13 protein-coding genes and 1 other RNA gene are annotated in these 17,184 nt (G+C 63.4%); 9 read left to right on the forward strand and 5 right to left on the reverse strand.

Annotated elements, in window-relative coordinates; genetic code table 11:
• Positions 1-47: 47 nt before the first annotated feature.
• The 5 genes from PCE31107_RS12335 (at position 48) to PCE31107_RS12355 (ending at position 6,483) form a co-directional block, all read left to right on the forward strand.
• The gene (locus PCE31107_RS12335; protein ID WP_150608711.1) at positions 48-4,052 is read left to right on the forward strand and encodes a DUF748 domain-containing protein; all 4,005 of its coding nucleotides are present in this window, start codon (positions 48-50) and stop codon (positions 4,050-4,052) included.
• A gap of 30 nt (positions 4,053-4,082) precedes the next feature.
• Positions 4,083-4,441, forward strand: a transfer-messenger RNA (tmRNA) gene (gene ssrA / locus PCE31107_RS12340).
• 389 nt (positions 4,442-4,830) lie between these two features.
• Positions 4,831-5,358, forward strand: coding sequence for a helix-turn-helix domain-containing protein (locus PCE31107_RS12345; protein ID WP_217425199.1), 528 nt, complete (start codon positions 4,831-4,833; stop codon positions 5,356-5,358).
• A gap of 3 nt (positions 5,359-5,361) precedes the next feature.
• Positions 5,362-6,042, forward strand: coding sequence for an AbiU2 domain-containing protein (locus PCE31107_RS12350; RefSeq protein WP_150608713.1), 681 nt, complete (start codon positions 5,362-5,364; stop codon positions 6,040-6,042).
• A gap of 99 nt (positions 6,043-6,141) precedes the next feature.
• The gene (locus PCE31107_RS12355) at positions 6,142-6,483 is read left to right on the forward strand and encodes a hypothetical protein (RefSeq protein ID WP_150608715.1); all 342 of its coding nucleotides are present in this window, start codon (positions 6,142-6,144) and stop codon (positions 6,481-6,483) included.
• A gap of 390 nt (positions 6,484-6,873) precedes the next feature.
• Here the strand turns inward: PCE31107_RS12355 and PCE31107_RS12360 are convergent, their stop codons facing one another.
• The 5 genes from PCE31107_RS12360 to PCE31107_RS12380 all read right to left on the reverse strand — a co-directional run bounded on the left by PCE31107_RS12360 (position 6,874) and on the right by PCE31107_RS12380 (position 11,626).
• Positions 6,874-7,104 (reverse strand): hypothetical protein, encoded by a 231-nt coding sequence (locus tag PCE31107_RS12360; protein WP_150608717.1) that lies wholly within the window; start codon positions 7,102-7,104, stop codon positions 6,874-6,876.
• Positions 7,105-7,108: 4 nt separating this feature from the next.
• Complete coding sequence (locus PCE31107_RS12365; RefSeq protein ID WP_150608719.1) at positions 7,109-8,731, reverse strand: acyl-CoA synthetase; 1,623 nt, start codon at positions 8,729-8,731, stop codon at positions 7,109-7,111.
• Complete coding sequence (locus tag PCE31107_RS12370; protein WP_150608721.1) at positions 8,728-9,897, reverse strand: acetyl-CoA acetyltransferase; 1,170 nt, start codon at positions 9,895-9,897, stop codon at positions 8,728-8,730. Before PCE31107_RS12370 ends, PCE31107_RS12365 begins: the two co-directional genes overlap by 4 nt.
• A gap of 34 nt (positions 9,898-9,931) precedes the next feature.
• A complete protein-coding gene (locus PCE31107_RS12375) occupies positions 9,932-10,690 on the reverse strand; it encodes an SDR family NAD(P)-dependent oxidoreductase (protein WP_174966644.1) in 759 nt (252 codons plus the stop codon).
• A 114-nt stretch (positions 10,691-10,804) separates the two neighbouring features.
• Positions 10,805-11,626, reverse strand: a complete 822-nt coding sequence (locus PCE31107_RS12380) for an SDR family NAD(P)-dependent oxidoreductase (RefSeq protein WP_246181813.1) — start codon at positions 11,624-11,626, stop codon at positions 10,805-10,807.
• A 253-nt stretch (positions 11,627-11,879) separates the two neighbouring features.
• Between PCE31107_RS12380 and PCE31107_RS12385 the strand changes: the two genes are divergently transcribed.
• The 4 genes from PCE31107_RS12385 (at position 11,880) to PCE31107_RS12400 (ending at position 17,161) form a co-directional block, all read left to right on the forward strand.
• The gene (locus tag PCE31107_RS12385; RefSeq protein ID WP_150608725.1) at positions 11,880-12,773 is read left to right on the forward strand and encodes an IclR family transcriptional regulator; all 894 of its coding nucleotides are present in this window, start codon (positions 11,880-11,882) and stop codon (positions 12,771-12,773) included.
• A 71-nt stretch (positions 12,774-12,844) separates the two neighbouring features.
• Positions 12,845-13,747, forward strand: coding sequence for a PCC domain-containing protein (locus PCE31107_RS12390; protein ID WP_150608727.1), 903 nt, complete (start codon positions 12,845-12,847; stop codon positions 13,745-13,747).
• Positions 13,744-16,086 carry a molybdopterin-dependent oxidoreductase gene (locus PCE31107_RS12395; protein WP_150608729.1) on the forward strand — a complete coding sequence of 781 codons (2,343 nt, stop codon included), beginning with the start codon at positions 13,744-13,746 and terminating at the stop codon, positions 16,084-16,086. Before PCE31107_RS12390 ends, PCE31107_RS12395 begins: the two co-directional genes overlap by 4 nt.
• Before the next feature lie 55 nt (positions 16,087-16,141).
• Positions 16,142-17,161: a TRAP transporter substrate-binding protein gene (locus tag PCE31107_RS12400; RefSeq protein WP_130025479.1), complete on the forward strand. Its 1,020-nt coding sequence runs from the start codon at positions 16,142-16,144 to the stop codon at positions 17,159-17,161.
• The last annotated feature ends 23 nt before the right edge of the window (positions 17,162-17,184 follow it).

Below are 17,184 nucleotides of genomic sequence, written 5' to 3' on the forward strand. Positions count from 1 at the left end.
CAACAGTGGCGCGGCGCCTGCGTCACTGGCGACTTACGGGAGACCGCATGGCCGAGCAAGAGAACGATCGCAAACCCCCTTCAGCCTCGCCGGAATCGTCCGCCGACGGCAATCGTCTGCAACAGGGTCTCGTTCGTGCCCGCGCGCTCGGGCGCGACCCCAACGTGCGCCGCCGTGCGCGCAAGACCAGCCTGTGGACCGCCGGGGTGATCGCCGTGTTCGGCGTCATCGGTTATTTCACCGTGCCGGCGGTGGTCAAGCATTACGCCATCGAAAAGCTCTCGGCCTATCTGGAACGACCGGTGAGCGTGGGCGACGTCAGCTTCAACCCGTACACACTGCGCCTGGATTTGCATCAGGTCCACATCGGCGACAAAACGCCGGGGCAGCCATTCGTGGACGTGGGCATGCTGCGCGTGAACGCCTCCTGGGGTTCGCTGTTCCGCCTTGCGCCGGTCGTCGACGAGCTTTACGTCGACACGCCGGTGCTCAACATCGTGCGCACGGCCCCTCAACGCTTCAACTTCTCGGACATCATCGATCGCGCAACGTCGGGACCGCCGTCGCCCGAGCCATCCAAGCCCGCTCGCTTTGCACTGAATAATGTTCAGATCAAGAACGGTACGGTGCGCTTCGACGACGCCGTGCAGAACGAAAAGCACGTTATCGACCATCTGCAGGTCGGCGTGCCGTTCATCGCGAACCTGCCGGCCGACACCGACATCTTCGTGCAGCCGCTGCTGCAGGCCTCCATCGACGGCTCACCGGTGCGGATCTCGGGCCAGACCAAGCCGTTCGCCGATTCTCTGGAATCGACGGTCGACATCAAGCTCGACCGGTTCGACCTGACCAAGTACCTCGGGTATTCGCCGGTCAACGTGCCCGCGCAGATCAAGAGCGGCGCCATCAGTACCGATCTGAAGCTGCATTTCACCCGCGATAAAGACGGCAATCACGTGCTGCTCACGGGTACGGCGGGATTGTCCGACGCCGTGGTCAACGAGCCGGATGGCTCGCCGCTCGTCGCCGTCAAACAGGTCGACGTGAAGCTGGGCAAGGTCGAGCCGCTGGGCAATATCTATCACATCGATAGCGTGCGAGTTGACGGTCTCGACCAGCACGTCACGCTGGAAAAAGACGGCTCGATCAACGTCGCCAAGGCGCTGCTGCCGCAGCGTCAGGTCATCAAGGCGGTGGGCAAGGCGGTGGATCAGGCTGCGGCGTCGCCGCAAGCGAGCGAAGCGGCCAAGGCGGCACCGAAGGTGCCGGCCGAGCAGACGGCACGTCCTGCGTCGCCGGCGTCGGCGGCCGAAGCGGCCCAGGCGAAAGCGTTGGCCGCTGCCGAGCCCGCGCCGCTCGACCTGCTGGTCGGCGACGTCTCGCTCGTCAACAGCAAGGTGCGCTTGACCGACGAGCGCGGCGCGAAACCGGCGAGCCTCGCGCTGGAGAATATCCAGATCGGCGTGAAGCAGTTCTCGACGCTCGGCAAGGACCCCGCGACGTACGACGCCTCGCTGGGTATCCAGAGCGGCGGCTCGCTCAAAGCCCACGGCCAGTTCAGCCTGCCCGCGTACAACGCGAGCGGCGAACTCGAGGCCCAGTCGATTGCGCTCGCCGCCCTGCTGCCCTTCGCGCAAGGCGCGCTCGCGGGCGATCTGAAGAGTGGCACGCTCGGCGCCCAGGCCAGGTTCAGCGCGGCGTTTGCCCCCGACAAGCAGCCCAACGTCCAGATTGCGCCGGCCACGGCCACGCTCGAGAAGATCGAATGGCTGACCGGTCTCAAGGGCGACGCGCCGGTCAAACTGGCCAAGGCTGAAGTGAAACTCTCACACTTCGATCTGGGCGCGCGGCAAGCGGCGATCGACGAGGTCACCGTCAACGGACTGCAGGTGTCGGCGCGTCGCGACAAGGACGGCAAGATCAACCTGCTTGCCCTGACCGGCGACGGCCAGCCGAAAGCCGCGGCAAACCAACGCAAAGGCAAAGGCATCAAAGCGCGCGTGGGCACGGAGCGCGGCCGGCGAACGTCCGCCTCGGCGACTTCATCGAACGCGCAGGCGGGCGCCGGTGGCTGGCAATGGACTGTCGGCAAGGTGGCGTTGGAAAACGCCAGCCTCGGGTTTGAAGACCGCGACGTCAAAGGCCGTCCGATCAACGCGACGTTCGCACCGCTCAACGTCAAAGTGCAAGGCGCGTCGCAGGACATGAGCAAGCCGTTGCAGGTGGACATCAGCGGCACGCTCAATAAGAAAGGGGCGCTTAACGCCACGGGTCATGTCACGCCGCAACCGCTCGCGGCCGATCTTCAGATCAAGACGCAGCAGCTCGATCTGGCGGCGTTCGATTCGTACATGAGTGACCAATTGAACGCGAGCATCGCGAGCGCGCTGCTCTCCAGCAACGGGCGGGCCACGTTCGCGATGAAGGGCGACACCCCGCAGGCAACCTATCGCGGCGATGCCACATTGGGCAACGTACGTCTGCTCGACAAGGTCACGACGGATGACTTCATGCGCTGGAATGCGCTGGCGGTGCAGCAGATCAATCTGGCGGTGGGCAGCGGCAAGCCTAACGTCCAGTTGGGCAGCATTGCGTTGTCGCGCTTTTACGCGCGTTTGATCATCAACGCGAACGGGCGCTTGAATCTGGCCGATGTGGTCGGCAACAAGGAAGCGGCACCGCGTTCGCTGACGCGTGCGAATGAAGGCGTGCCGCTCGGTGGATCGACGGCCAAGCCACCGCTCGATGCGGCGGCGTCCGCCGTGGAAGCGGGACAACCGACGGGCGTCGAGACGCCAGCGCAGAAGCCTGGCGAGACGACGGCACAGCGCGGCCCGGGCTACGGCGCCGGCAAGGCGCTGCCTGCGGACGTCCACATCGGGCGTATCACGCTGCAAGGCGGAAACATCAACTTCACGGACAACTTCGTCAAGCCGAACTACACAGCGAACCTGACGGATATCGGTGGGCAAATCGGCGCATTCGGCACGGCGACGACCGAGCCCGCTGCAGTCTCGCTACAAGGCAAGGTCAACCGGAATTCACCGATCGGCATCAACGGCAAGATCAATCCGCTTGCGCCGATGGCGTTCGTGGATCTGAGTGCCAAGGCCGACGGTATCGAGCTGACCAATCTCACGCCGTACTCCACGAAGTACGCGGGCTACCCCATCGAGAAGGGCAAGCTCACGGTCGATGTGCACTACCTGCTCGATCAGGCGAAGCTGACGGCGAACAATCACATCTTCATCGACCAGTTGACGTTCGGGGATCACGTGGACAGTCCGACGGCGACCAATCTTCCGGTGCGTCTGGCGGTATCGCTGCTGAAAAATTCGCGCGGCGAAATCGATGTGGACATCCCGATCTCCGGCTCGCTCGACGATCCGCAGTTCAGCCTTGGCGGGGTGATTTTCCGGGCGTTCGTGAACCTGATCGTCAAGGCGGCGACGGCGCCGTTCAGTTTGCTGGCATCGGCGTTTGGCGGCGGCGACCAGGAGCTGGGCTACGTGGAGTTCGCGCCAGGCAGCGCGCGTCTGACGCCGGAGAGCGAGAAGCGGCTGGAGACGCTGGTCAAGGCGCTGACGGATCGTACGGCGTTGAAGCTGGATATCGAGGGTCGGGTCGATCCGGCGAAGGATACCGACGGTCTGCGCAAGGTGGCGGTGGAGCGTGCGATCAAGGCGCAGAAGGTCAAGGCGATGGTCGGCAAGGGAGAGAGCATCGACGTGGACACCGTGAAGGTCAGTCCGGAGGAGCGCAGCAAGTACTTGACGGCCGCATACAAGGCTGCGGACTTTGCCAAGCCGCGCAACATGATCGGGTTTGCGAAATCGCTGCCGGACGACGAGATGGAAAAGCTCATGGAGACGAACGTCAAGGTGGGCGATGACGATCTGCGGGCGCTGGCGGATCGGCGGGCGCAGCGCGTACGGTCGTGGCTGGACGGCAAGATCGCGTCGGATCGGATGTTCGTGGTAGCGCCGAAGCTCAACGCGGACGGCATCAAGGACAAGGGGGCGACGACACGGGTGGACTTTGAACTTAAGTAGGCCATTTGTGTCATAATTAGCGTTACCACTGGGGCCGACATGGTTTCGACGTGGGTAGCGAAGCGAATCAGGGCATACCGAGGACCCGTCACCTCGTTAATCAATGGGAAAATTAGTAACTGCAAACGATAACTCGTACGCACTGGCTGCCTAAGGGCGCCTGCCTCGCACTAGCTCTCTGACGGGTTAGGGTAGCAATACCAAGCGAGGTTATTCACGTCAGATAATCTTCGGTGGTGCCACGGCGCCGGAGCCTAAAATCAAGTGGATCGCTGTTGCGTAGCGTGTTCGTCCGCGACAAAACGGTTAAATCAAATGACTGAACTAAGTATGTAGAACTGATCGTAGAGTACTTGCGGACGCGGGTTCGATCCCCGCCGGCTCCACCAATATTGAAGCCCCAACTGTTCTCAGTTGGGGCTTTTTCTCGTCTGATCGCGCTGGTTCCCGCGTGTTTGCGCAGATTCCCGCGAACGCCTGCGGACTTCGCCAGTTGGCCCAGTGGTCCGTTCATGGCCGCTTTCCACTCTCTCCTGGCCCTTCTTCTCTCCGGCATCGCTCTGTGCGAAACGCCCGAAGTCCGCAAGGGCCGCCGTGCGTCTCCTTGTGAATCAACGAGTTACGCGCGGACTAATCAAGCGGTTGATTTTCAGCATTGGCAGGAGAAGGAAACCGCCCCGAGGCGAAGACGGTCTGGTTAGCGTTTTAGACCTGTCTTGCGATAGGCTTATTTAGCCTACAAACTAGCAGCATATTCCAACCGATCCCGGGGGAAGCCATGCAGCAGATGATCGTCATCCCAGCGCAGATCCGCGCCGGCCGAGCACTACTCGACTGGTCACAGGACGAGCTTGCCAAGGCGACCGGCGTGGCGCTCACGTCGGTCCGCGACCTCGAAAGCCAGAAGCGCGCAGCCGACAGCGGCACGGCCGCTGCGGTCCGCCGCACGCTGGAGAACGCTGGCATCGAATTCTTGCCCGGCACCGTGGACGCCGGTCCAGGGGTACGGCTGATCGCAAACCGCCCGAACCTGGTTCGCCGGCCGACGACGATGACCAAGTGGGACGGATTGCCATTAACGATCGAATGGCAAGGCAAGGAATGGACGGTGTTCCTCACCCGCGAGGCGATCGAAGATCTCGGCCGGCATACCGGCGCCGAAGACGACGCCGTCTATCTGAAGACCTTCGATAAGTTTCGCGGCAGCATCCTCGACGGCGTGCGCGCCGCGCTCGCCGATCCCAAGAATTTCGATCGGCAGGGCAACCTTCGGGTGACCGGTGCCTACCTGCGCGAGTTGGCCTGACCCATGAACGCGATTGAAGAACTGCTGAAGGAATATCGCGGCGAAGTCAACGTGACCGCATCCAGCTTCTATGCCTGGAAAAGTATTAACAGCCTAGCCGCGCACAACCCCACATTGTTTCAGGCGCTACAACGCAATGCGCTTTCTTGGAACCTAATCGCGCACTCGCTGCAGATCACGTTCTTTTCGGCGTTTGGACGACTTTTTGATCGTGACAAGCGCTCGCTTACTGCCCGCACGTTCATCAGCAAATGTGAGGCGGCCATTGATCAATTCAGCAAGCCAGCGTTTGAAGCACGACGACTTGCCAGCAACCATGGTGTTAGGCCGGACTACTTGGATGGGTACCTGCCCGGTGTTTACGAGCCGGTCACTGCCGATTTCCAAACTCTCGCGGCTGCAATCACGCCGTGTGAGGCGGTGTACAAGACCAACTACCAGCCGATCCGGCACAAGCTGATCGCTCACAAGGATATGGCAACGATCGGCGGCAAGGACGCTCTCTTTGCGAAGACAAATATCGGGGAGGTTGAGGCAATCATCGAAGTCTTGTATCAGGTTGCCGAGGTCGTCGAGCAGCTTTTCAACAACGGCAGACGGACCAATTTGGTCGACCACAAACTACGCGAAGAAGAATACATTCGCCAAGATTTGGAGAGTCTCCTGCGCAAACTTGCCGGGTGACGAGAAAGCCGCCAATGCGAGATTCCATCACCGCATGACGATCGACGGCCTCCTAACCTTCCTCGCGCTGCTGGTCGCCGTTTACGCGCTAAACGGCTCGTGAGTGTCTATGAAACTCTGGCCGGTCCAGCCGAATTCCAAGCCACGCCCAACTACGGCAAGAAGCAATTCGTAGAACGCTTCATAAGCGCGGCGCTCGATCAACTCGATATCGAGCAGCGCGAGCCGGATCGGTGGCAGGGCGAGCAGTTGACTCAGGCAATCGGATATTTGCTGGTCGATTGGTACGGCGCGGCCATTACGGCAGCAGAAAAGGCGCTTGCACCCTCCAGCGAGCGCGCGGACCCGGATTCGTGGGCAAGGGCCGCAGATACCGTCACGAAGCGAGCCTTACGCGAAGGCCTGGACTATCTGGCGGGAAAGCCTGCGAAGAACGGATAACTGCGCGCTCCTGCCTCGTCCGGGCATTCCGAGCGTTTCCTGACGCTAGCGTGCACGAACGCAGGACGCTCGGGGGACGCGCCCGAACCCGCGCTCGAAAGCGATAGACTGATGCTCACCCACTCCCGAAGGCGCGCGAACATGAGCACGGTCATGGACATCATTACCTCGTTTACAGGCATCGCCGGAATGGTGACGGGCGGCCTAGCCCTTTGGAAAAGCAGCCAAGTGAAGTCGCTCGATTTGCGGCTTGAACTACGACAGCAGCTCGGAAGCGCTCACCACGCGCTTAGGTCGCTGCCCGAGCTTCTGGACTACGCTGATGGATCGCGCCGCAGGATACTGGCTCAGGGCGGCCAAGCGGGAGCGGCCCTCGCGTGGGAGCAAGATTTAGCAGCGGATCGTGCAGAGATCACAAATATCGCGGCAGAGGTACGCGACGAGGACGCGGATTTCGATGCGTTGCCAGACAAGCAACTCGAAGCGGCAATTGCTGCGACACACAAACAGGTACTGCGCCTTGAGGCTTTCGTATCGAAGTATCGCGATGCGGTTGCGGCGGATGACAATCGGAGACGCGATATCAGGCGGGAGCAGGCCGACCTCGCGCGACCGCCCCATCCCCTCAATCCGACCGCATCTCCACCTCCTGAGAGGCCTCATCGCGCCGCTTCAACTCGTCGAGCACCATCCGCTTCGGCACCTTGCCGTAGCCCGACTTCGGCAGCGCGTCCCAAAAGACCATTCGCTTGGGAACCTTGTACTTGGCGATACGGGTCTTGAGCCAATCCTGCAGCGCCGATTCGTCCAGCCGCTCCCCGGCATGCAAAACGCAGACGGCCACACCGACCTCGCCCCACTGCGCATCCGGCACGCCGACCACCGCGACCTCGTTGATCGCACCGTGAGTCAGTATCAATTCCTCGATCTCGCGCGGATACACATTGGAGCCGCCCGAGATGTACATATCCGACGCCCGACCGGTCAGATACACATAACCGTTCTCATCCATATGCCCGATGTCGCCCGTGCGAAACCAGCCATCGCGGAACGACTTGGCATTGGCTTCGGGGTTGCGGTAATAGCCAGCGAAAACCGCCGGACCGATGACGCAGACCTCTCCCGTCTCGCCCGGCCCAAGTTCGTTGCCCGCATCGTCCTGAATCGTCACTTGCATGCCGCTGCGCTCGACCCCACACGTCCGCGGTCGCAACGCGATGGTCTCGTCGTTGTGGTCGTGCGTCGGCAATACGGTAATGTTGCCCGTGACTTCCCCCAGGCCGTAATACTGCACCAGCACAGGTCCCAGCTTGGCCAGCGCGCGCTTCTGATCCTGCTCGTACATCGACGCGCCCGCGTAGATCACGTAGCGCAGACTCGCGTGGTCGTACGCGTCGACAGCCGGGTGCTCGACCAGCATCTTGAGAATGGTCGGCACCGTGAACATATTGGTCAACCGATACCGCTCGATCAGCGCGAACGCTTGCGCCGGATCGAGCTTCTGGGCCGGCATCATCACCGTCGTGCCGCCACGCGCCATCACGTTGAGCTGATGCATGCCCGCGCCGTGCGAAATCGGCGCGACCACCAGCGAGCCATCCTCGTGCGTCAGGCCGGGCATGAGATCACACAGGTGGTTGTTGATGACGAACGCCAGTTGTCCGTGCGTGAGCACCGCCCCCTTTGGACTCCCGGTGGTGCCCGACGTAAAAAACAGCCAGCACGGCGTGTCGCGCTCGACCACCGCGTTGGCCATCGGGGCCGACAGGTGGCGATCGATCAGCGCACTCACGTGCGGCGATTCGTCCGGCACCGCATTCTCACCAGTAAACCAGACGATGTTGCAGCCCGGACGCTCTGCGACAACCGCCGCAGCATGTTCCGGGTAATCCGTCTGGCACAGAAATACCGTCGGTTCCGCCACACGTGCCATGGTGACCACCTCGCCCGGCGCGAGCCGGAAGTTGGTCGGCACCCATACCGCGCCCAGACGAAACACGGCGACCATCGCCTCGATCATCTCGTTGCTGTTGCGCGAGTGGGCAAGCACGGTATCGCCGGCGCCCACACCGACCGCGCGTAAGCCCGCCGCGAGCGCCGAAACGCGTTCGTCGAAGGCTTGCCACGTCCATTGCTGTTCGCCGAAAACGATCGCCGAATGATTCGGAAAACGACGCGCGTTGCGCGTCGCGAAATACGCAAGGTTCATCACTCGTGCCGAGCTCGGCGTCATGTGGATGAAGCTCATTTGGCGCGCTCCATGATCGAGACGTAATTGGCCACTGCGGCGCCCCCCATGTTGAAGACGCCCGCGAGCGTGGCGTCAGCGATCTGCATGTCGCCCGCCTCCCCCGTGAGCTGCATCGCCGCCATCACATGTTGCGAGACCCCCGTCGCACCCAACGGGTGGCCGCGCGACTTGAGCCCGCCCGACGGGTTGACCGGCAAGCGCCCGTCGCGCAACGTCACCCCCTCCTCGATCACCCGCCAACCCTCACCGGGCTCGGCAAGCCCCATCGCCTCGTACTCGATCATCTCGGCGATCGTGAAGCAGTCGTGCGTCTCGACAAGACTCAGATCCCCCAGCGTCACCCCTGAGCTGCCGAGCGCCTTGCCCCACGCGCGACGCGCGCCTTCGAACGCGATCGGATCGCGCTTCGCGAGCGGCAGGAAATCGTTGACCTGCACGCGTGCGCGAAATCGAATGGCACGTTGCATCGTCATCGCGACCTCGGGCGCGGCGATCACCATCGCTGCGGCGCCATCGGAGACGAGCGAGCAATCGGTGCGGCGCAGCGGTCCGGCGACGAACGGATTCTGTTCCGACGGCGTATTGCAAAACGCGAAACCCAGATCCTTGCGCAAGTGCGCATAGGGATTGCGCACGCCGTTCGCATGGTTCTTGGCCGCGATCATCGCCAACGCGTCGCTGTGGTCGCCATGGCGCTCGAAGTATGTCTGCGCGATCCGTCCGAAAATGCCGGCGAAACCGTCGGGGTTGCTTTCCTCGCGACGATAAGACCCGCTCATCAGGATGTCGGGAATGGCCCGCCCCGGCACGGCGGTCATCTTCTCGGCCCCGATCACCAACGCGAGCTTGCCACGCCCTGCCGCAATGAAATCCATCGCCGCATGAAGCGCTGCAGATCCTGTCGCGCAGGCGTTCTCCACATGCATCGCGGGTGCGAAGCGCAGGCCCGGTTGCGCGAGCGAAGCGAGGGCGCCCTCGAAGCCCTGCGGCGTGAGGCCGTTGTTGTAGACCCCAACCATCACCGCGTCGATGTCTTCGGCCACGACGCCCGCGTGCGCCAACGCGTCGCCAATCACGTCCCGCATCAGCGTTTCCACGTCAGGCGCATCAAGCTTGCCGAAGCGCGAGTGCGCCCAACCAACCAGCATGGGTTGCGTATTCATCTTGTCTCTTCCTTAAGCTCGGTGCAGGCCAGCGTCATTCGTCGAGGATGCCCGCGGCAACGAAGCCGCCATCGACCGCGAGCGTCTGGCCGGTCACGAAACTCGCCCCCTCCGACGCGAAGAACGCGACTGCCGCGGCAATCTCGCTCGGCTGGCCGTAGCGCTTCATCGGCACCTGGCGCAGATAGGTCTCGCGCGCCTGCGCCGAGTGATGCCGGGTGAGCGGCGTCTCGACCGGCCCCGGCGCGATCGCATTCGCCGTGATCCCCGACTGGGCAAGCTCGATCGCGATCTGTCGCGTGAGCCCCATCAGCGCGGTCTTCGACGTGCCGTAGCCGGTGCGCCCGGCACCGGCGCGGATGCCGCTCGTCGACGCGATGTTGACGATCCGACCCCACTGGCGCGCGCGCATGCGGCGCGCCGCGTGCTGCGCGAGCGCCAACGGGCCGGTCACGTTGATCTCCATGATGCGGCGGAACGTGTCGAGCGGGAAATCGATGAATGGCTTGAGGCTCGCGATACCGGCGTTGTTGACAAGCACGTCGCACCGGCCATGTCGGTCGTCGAGCGCGGCGAAGAACTGTTCGATCGAATCGTCGCTACCCACATCGAGCGTCATGGCATCTGCGCGACGCCCGCGCGCCATGATCGCCGACGCCACGGCCTGCGCGGCCTCCAGTTCCAGATCGCTGACGATCACCGTGAACCCATCGTCGGCCAGCCGTTCGGCGATCGCCGCGCCGATGCCGCCCGCGCCGCCCGTGATCACCGCGACCCGTGACTCTGCTTGCATGTGTAGCTCCTGTGTCGAATTCGAGATGCCCGCGCTGAACGCCGCACGGGTCGATGAAATTGTGGAATCGCTGATGGGCATTCGCGCGACGTCACGCATCGCCCACGTTGTGCGTCACGTGAGCGGAACCATCGAGCAGCTCTGCCCGCCATCGACGGGCAAACACACGCCCGTGATAAATCGAGCTTGCTCCGAAGCGAGAAAGACGGCCGCGTTGGCCACGTCCCACGGGTCGCCCATGCGGCCCATGGGTACCATCTTGTTGCGTGCCTCGATCATGGCTTCCACGCTGCTGTACTGCGACGCGATCTGCGTGTAGATCAACGGGGTGTGAATCGCGCCGGGAAGCACGCAATTAGCCCGAATGCCATGGCGTGCGTACTGCATCGCCATGCTGACGGTGGCCTGATTCACGGCCGCCTTCGAGGCCGAGTAAGCGAAATAGGGATAGCCGGTCCACCCCAGCGCTGCCAGCGACGAGATGTTGATGATCACGCCGCTGCCGCGCTCGATCATATGCGGCAAGACGGCCTTGGCCGTGCGGTAGACCGAGCCGAGATTCAATTCGATGGCGAGATGCCAGGTCGCTTCGTCCAGCTCGACCGGGCCGCCCATGTGCGTCACGCCCACGTTGTTGTGCAGCACGTCGATGCGCCCCAGGCGCGACAGCGTCTCGGCAATCGCTTGTGCCACCGACGCAGCGTCCGTGACATCGGCACGCACGGCGAGCGCCGTGCCCCCCGCTTGCTTGATTGCATCGGCCGTGCCGTCGGCCAGATCGCCGTCGAGATCGACGCAACACACACTTGCGCCAGCACGCGCATAGGCGAGCGCGGCCGCTTTGCCATTGTTCCAGCCATCGCCGCGGCAGCCCGCGCCGAACACAATCACCGTCTTGCCTTGCATCGACGCCGTGGCGTTCATGGATTCGTTCACACACCACCTCGCGATCTCGTTAATTTATTTAAATCCATAATGTGGACTGCAAATAAAACGGAATACGTTGAACGAAGGATAGGAGATTACCCGCATTTGTGGATAGTGCTCGTTAACCACGATTCATAACGGAGCGCTAATCCCTATAATTTTCGCAGGGTTACACACATTAGCCGTCCACAATGTGAATTAAGCAAGTGTTAATTCACACATCGAATTAAGAATCAATAGTCCACAATGTGGAGTTTAATAAATGATTCAATCGTCCGCCGATAACAAGCGGTTGCAAGGCGAAGACACGACCGCCGCCGTGGTGCCGATCGAACGAGATGGCTCGCAAAGCATCGACCGCGCGATGGCGTTGCTCAGTCTTGTGTCGGCGCAGAGCCGGGTCGGCATGCCGTTGCGTGAACTGGTCGCACAAAGCGGCCTGAAGCAGCCCACGGTACACCGCCTGCTCGGCGCGCTCACGCGAGCCCGTCTGATCGAGCAGGATCCGCAGAGCAAGCGCTATCACCTCGGTATCGAAAGCTACGTGCTGGGCACGCTGGCGGCCGAGCGCTTCGGCGCGCATCGCATCGCCGTGGGCAGCGTGGTGCGGCTCGCGCATCAGTCGGAGGACACCGCCTTTCTGACCGTGCGCCGTGGCGATTACGCCGTTTGTATCCACCGTGAGGAGGGTGCGTATCCGGTGCGCGCGCAGGTGCTGACGATCGGGGACTGCCACCCGCTCGGCGTGGGTGCCGGGGCCATCGCGCTATTGGCGGCATTGGACGACGACGAGGTCGAGCAAACGCTGAGCGCGAACGCGGCGAGTTATCGCGAACATTACCCGTCGATCACGCCCGAGGGGCTGTGGGCGCTGGTGCGTGAGACGCGCGAACGAGGCTACTCGATGCATCGCGGCTTGGTTCACCCCGGCTCATGGGGCCTGGGCATCGTGTTCCACGACGAATCGGGCACCCCGGCCGGCGCACTCTCGATCGGCGCGATCGAGAGCCGCATGGGCGAGGACCGTCAGCAAAAGCTGGTTCGCATGCTGCAGTCCGAGGTACGCAATATCGAGACGCGCTTGAAACAACGATCAGACGCCCGCCCCGCCGATGCATCGGTGACGGCAGTTCGCGCCGGTCGCCGCGCGAAGTAAGTCAGGTCCGTCGTCAGACGGCGACGACAACGAGCCCCCTCGCACGCGCCAACAAAACGCCTGGAGACACCTTGAATCTGCCCTCCCATCGTCATTTGAAGCAGCCCGGCCCCCCGGCTGTGCAGCGGATCGAGTCCATCGTCGGCGACGCCTTGTCGCTTACCTTCGCCCTGGCCGGCGGCCAAAGCTTGCGCGATGCCATTCTCGGCCCGCTTGAAGCCGCCGGCATGGCCGCAGCGACCGTGCGTATCGAAGGCCTGCGAGTGCACTCGATGCGCTATGTCCGCCCAGCGGCGTCGCCCGACGACGAGCACGTGGCGTTCTATAGCGAGCAGCACCGCATCGACGAACCCGTCACGATCGAGCTGGCCTGCGCGACGGTCGGTCGCCGCGACGGCGGACCGTTCATCCACTGCCATGCCATGTGGCGCGCTGCCGACGGTCATTGGCAGGGGGGGCATATCTTCTCCGACCAGGTGATCGTCGCGCAGGACACCGAGGCGCGCGCGTGGGGCATCGCCAACGCCGAGATGCGCGCGGACTTCGATGCCGAAACCAATTTCACGCTGTTTCGTCCGGTGCCCATCGAGGCCGCGCACAAGCCAGTGCCGGCGTCTACCGGCCGCCGATGCGTGGTCGCGCGCATTCGCCCCAACGAGGATCTGGTGCAGAGCATTGAACAGGTTTGCCGCGAACACGGTCTGCGCGCGGCAACGATTCGCGGCAGTGTCGGCAGCATCGTCGGCGCGCGCTTCGAGAACGCCGCGCCGGTCGACGACATCGCCACCGAGATCTTCGTGCTCGACGGTGTCGTTGCCGAGGCCGCGAACGGTCCGCGGGCAACGCTCGATATCGCGCTGATCGACCCGCGCGGCAACATTCACCAGGGTCGCGTGGTACGTGGCGACAATCCGGTGCTGATCTGCTTCGAACTGTTCCTGGAGGAGTCCCTCGCCGTCGGGACTGCGGCATGACGCGATACACGCTCTCGCACTGGGGCGTCTACGAGGCCGGCGTCGACGACACGGGCAAGACCTGTCTGCGCCCGTATGCGAAAGACGGCGCCCCATCGCCGATCGGCACTTACCAGACCGCCGATTCGCTGCGCGCCCTGCGCGTTCGCCGTCCGTCGGTGCGGCGCGGCTGGCTAGAGAATGGACCGGGAAGCGCCACGCATCTGCGCGGCAAGGAGCCCTTCGTCGAAGTGTCATGGGACGTCGCGCTCGATCTCGTCGCGAAGGAAATTGCGCGGGTTCGCGAGACCTACGGCAATACGGCGATTTTCGGCGGATCTTATGGCTGGGCGAGCGCGGGCCGGTTCCACCACGCCCAGAGCCAGGTGCATCGTTTCCTGAACTGTGTCGGTGGTTACGTCCGCCATCGGGATTCATACAGCCTCGGCGCAGCGCACGTGATCATGCCGCATGTCGTCGACGACATGAACGAGTTGATCGGCTATCACCATTCGTGGGACGTGCTCGCCGAACACACGGAACTGTTCGTGACCTTCGGCGGCGTGCCACAGAAGAATGCCCAGTCGGCACCGGGCGGCGTCGGGCGACATCGCGTTCCTGGTGGACTGCGCGCGATGCACGACGTCGGCGTCAAGTTCGTCAACGTCGGCCCGGTCTCGGACAATCTCGACACCGGCGGCGAGGTCGAATGGGTCGCATCGCGCCCCGGTACCGATACCGCCTTGATGCTTGCCCTCGCCTGGGTGCTGCGTCACGAAAACCTGCACAGCCCCGCGTTCCTCGCCTCGCACTGCACGGGATACGACGAATTCGAGCAGTATCTGCTCGGACATGTCGACGGCATTCCGAAGACGCCCGCGTGGGCGGAACCGATCACCGGCGTATCAGCCGACACGATCACCGCGCTTGCGCGCCGCATGCACGCGAGCCGCACGATGCTCAACGTCGCATGGTCATTGCAGCGCGCGCATCACGGCGAGCAACCGTTCTGGATGGTCGTCACCCTCGCGGCGATGCTCGGCCAGATCGGCCTGCCCGGCGGTGGCTTCGGCGTCGGCTACGGCTGCGTGAACACCTTGGGCACGCCGCACGACAAACTCGGCGGGCCCACGCTGCCGCAAGGCCGCAATCCGGTCAGCGAGTTCATTCCCGTGGCGCGCATCGCCGACATGCTGCTCAAACCCGGCGAGCCGTTCGACTACAACGGCGAGCGCTATCGCTATCCCGACACGCACCTGATCTACTGGGCCGGGGGCAATCCATTCCACCACCACCAGGACATCAACCGCCTGCTGCGCGCCTGGCAGAAGCCCGACACGATCGTCGTCCACGAGCAATCGTGGACTGCAACCGCGCGATACGCCGACATCGTGCTGCCGATTTCCACGTCGCTGGAGCGCGACGACCTCGGCTACGCGTCACAGGAAGCGATCCTGATGTGGATGGCGAAGATCGACGAGCCGGTCGGCGAATCGCGCGATGACTTCACCGTCTTCGCGGGTCTCGCGCAACGACTCGGCGTCTTCGCGGAATTTACCGAGGGCCGCGACGCCGACCAGTGGCTAAGGCACATGTACGAGGAGACGCGCAAGCGCTATGCGCGCGCCGACATCGTGTTACCGGACTTCGACACCTTCCGCGACGTGGGTATGGTCGATCTCCATTCACGCGCGCGGCCGGTGGTGATGCTCGAGGCGTTTCGCGCCGATCCCGCCGCTGCGCCGCTGAATACGCCGTCAGGACGCATCGAGCTGTATTCGCGCGCGATCGCCTCGTTCGATATTCCTGACTGTCCGGGCCACGCGTGTTGGCTGCCACCCGCCGAATGGCTCGGCGCACCGCTCGCGACGACCTATCCGCTGCACCTGCTCTCGGACCAGCCACGCCATAAACTCCACAGCCAGCTCGACGGCAGCCCTTACAGCGCCGCCAACAAAGTCAGGGGCCGCGAGCCGCTCTACCTTCACCCGCGCGACGCCGCCGCACGCGGCATCCACGACGGCGACATCGTCGAGGTGTTCAACGCGCGTGGTCGCTGCCTCGCGGGCGTGCGCATCACCGATCACATTCTGCCCGGCGTGGTGCGGATGTCCACCGGCGCCTGGTACGACCCGGAACCGGACACCGGGCGCGACAAGCATGGCAATCCCAACGTCTTGACGGCCGACTTGCCGGCCTCGGGCCTGTCGCAGGGCTGCGCCGCGCAGTCATGCCTGGTCGAGGTCAGTGCGCCGGTCACCCACCCGCCGCCGGTGAGTGCCTTCGATTTACCCCGCTTCACGACCGAAACCCCGACCGAAATCACTGCCGCAACCGCCGCACCGACCGAGCGCCACTAGCGCCCGGTCGCATCAGGCACCCAAATCCAAAAAAGCAATCTTCAGGAGACACATCATGCAGAGCCTTTCCCGCCGTTCGATGCTGAAGCTTTCCCTGGGTACGGCGATCGCGGCCCCGGCGATCCTCAAGCACACGCGCGTCTACGCGGCCGACTTCACGCTGAAATACGCCAACAACGCGCCGATCACCCACCCGCTGACGGTACGCATCACTGAGGCTGCCGAGGCCATCCGCAAGGAGACGGGCGGCAAGGTCGACCTGCGCGTGTTCCCGAACAACCAGCTCGGCGGCGACACCGACATGCTGTCGCAGTTGCGCGCCGGCGCGCTCGACTTCTTCACGCTGTCGCCGATGATCCTCTCGACGCTCGTGCCCAAGGCCGCGATCAGTGGCGTGGGCTTCGCGTTCAAGGGCTACGACCATGTGTGGAGCGCGATGGATGGCGAGCTGGGCGACTATGTGCGCGCGCAGATCGAGCGCGGTGGTCTGCACCCGTTCCCGCGAATCTTCGACAACGGCTTCCGTCAGATCAGTTCGTCGACGCGATTGATCAAGACGCCCGACGACCTGAAGAGTTTCAAGATTCGCGTCCCCCCGTCGCCGATGTGGACCTCGATGTTCCAGGGCTTCGGCGCGGCACCGCTCACCATCAACTTCGCGGAAGTCTATTCGGCGCTGCAGACGAAGATCGCCGACGGACAGGAAAACCCGCTGGTCACGATCAATTCGGCCAAGCTCTACGAAGTGCAGAAGTACGTGGCAAAGACCAATCACATGTGGGACGGCTTCTGGTTCCTGTCGAACCGCGCGTCGTGGGGCAAGCTGCCGGCGGAAGTCCGCAAGGTGATCGAAGACCAGATCACGGCCGCCGCGCTCAAGCAGCGCACCGATGTTGCCGCGCTCAACGACTCCCTCGAAAAGGACCTCACCGCGAAAGGCATTGCCTTCAACTCGGTCGACGCCGCGGCCTTCCAGAACAAGCTCCAGACCGCCGGCTTCTACAAGGAATGGCAAGGCAAGTTCGGCGAGCAGGCCTGGGCACTGCTGCAAAAGAGTGCGGGCCGCACGCTCTGAGCCCCCACAGGCCTTTCGAAGGA

Origin of the sequence: Pandoraea cepalis (assembly GCF_902459625.1) — a bacterium.
Classification (GTDB): Bacteria; Pseudomonadota; Gammaproteobacteria; order Burkholderiales; family Burkholderiaceae; genus Pandoraea; species Pandoraea cepalis.

Excerpts from the sequence above, each read along its gene's own strand:
- PCE31107_RS12335 (WP_150608711.1), top strand. The coding sequence starts at position 48 with ATGGCCGAGCAAGAGAACGATCGCAAACCCCCTTCAGCCTCGCCGGAA.
- PCE31107_RS12345 (WP_217425199.1), top strand. The coding sequence starts at position 4,831 with ATGCAGCAGATGATCGTCATCCCAGCGCAGATCCGCGCCGGCCGAGCA.
- PCE31107_RS12350 (WP_150608713.1), top strand. The coding sequence starts at position 5,362 with ATGAACGCGATTGAAGAACTGCTGAAGGAATATCGCGGCGAAGTCAAC.
- PCE31107_RS12360 (WP_150608717.1), bottom strand. The coding sequence starts at position 7,104 with ATGGGGCGGTCGCGCGAGGTCGGCCTGCTCCCGCCTGATATCGCGTCT.
- PCE31107_RS12365 (WP_150608719.1), bottom strand. The coding sequence starts at position 8,731 with ATGAGCTTCATCCACATGACGCCGAGCTCGGCACGAGTGATGAACCTT.
- PCE31107_RS12370 (WP_150608721.1), bottom strand. The coding sequence starts at position 9,897 with ATGAATACGCAACCCATGCTGGTTGGTTGGGCGCACTCGCGCTTCGGC.
- PCE31107_RS12375 (WP_174966644.1), bottom strand. The coding sequence starts at position 10,690 with ATGCAAGCAGAGTCACGGGTCGCGGTGATCACGGGCGGCGCGGGCGGC.
- PCE31107_RS12385 (WP_150608725.1), top strand. The coding sequence starts at position 11,880 with ATGATTCAATCGTCCGCCGATAACAAGCGGTTGCAAGGCGAAGACACG.
- PCE31107_RS12395 (WP_150608729.1), top strand. The coding sequence starts at position 13,744 with ATGACGCGATACACGCTCTCGCACTGGGGCGTCTACGAGGCCGGCGTC.
- PCE31107_RS12400 (WP_130025479.1), top strand. The coding sequence starts at position 16,142 with ATGCAGAGCCTTTCCCGCCGTTCGATGCTGAAGCTTTCCCTGGGTACG.